This is a genomic window from Pseudomonas sp. 2822-17 (genome assembly GCF_002742485.1).
GTDB lineage: Bacteria > Pseudomonadota > Gammaproteobacteria > Pseudomonadales > Pseudomonadaceae > Aquipseudomonas > Aquipseudomonas cyclaminis.
Genome location: NZ_LJRZ01000668.1, coordinates 1 through 283, shown reverse-complemented (window position 1 = coordinate 283; position 283 = coordinate 1). Strand labels below are relative to the sequence as shown.

Below are 283 nucleotides of genomic sequence, written 5' to 3'. Positions count from 1 at the left end.
AGGTCCATGGACAGACCCACGTGGATCAGCTTTAGTAGATCATATGACTCCAGGGAATGAAGGCGTTGTTTGGGTGTTTGACCCAGCCGTTTTCGTAGATGATGATGGTCAAGGTTATCTTTATTACGGTGGAGACATACCAGGTGGGGATAACCCAACTGAAGAGCAACAAAAATATCCACAAACTGCACGTGTTGTTAAGTTAAGCGAAGATATGACTGAACTTGAAGGTACACCACAAATGATTGATGCACCTTTCATGTTTGAGGCTGCTGAAATGCAC

Annotated in this window: 1 pseudogene; it reads left to right on the top strand. The window is 44.2% G+C overall.

Going from position 1 to position 283, the window contains the following annotated elements:
* Window positions 1–43: 43 nt before the first annotated feature.
* Window positions 44–283: pseudogene (locus tag AOA60_RS32350) on the top strand (hypothetical protein); the annotation flags it as partial.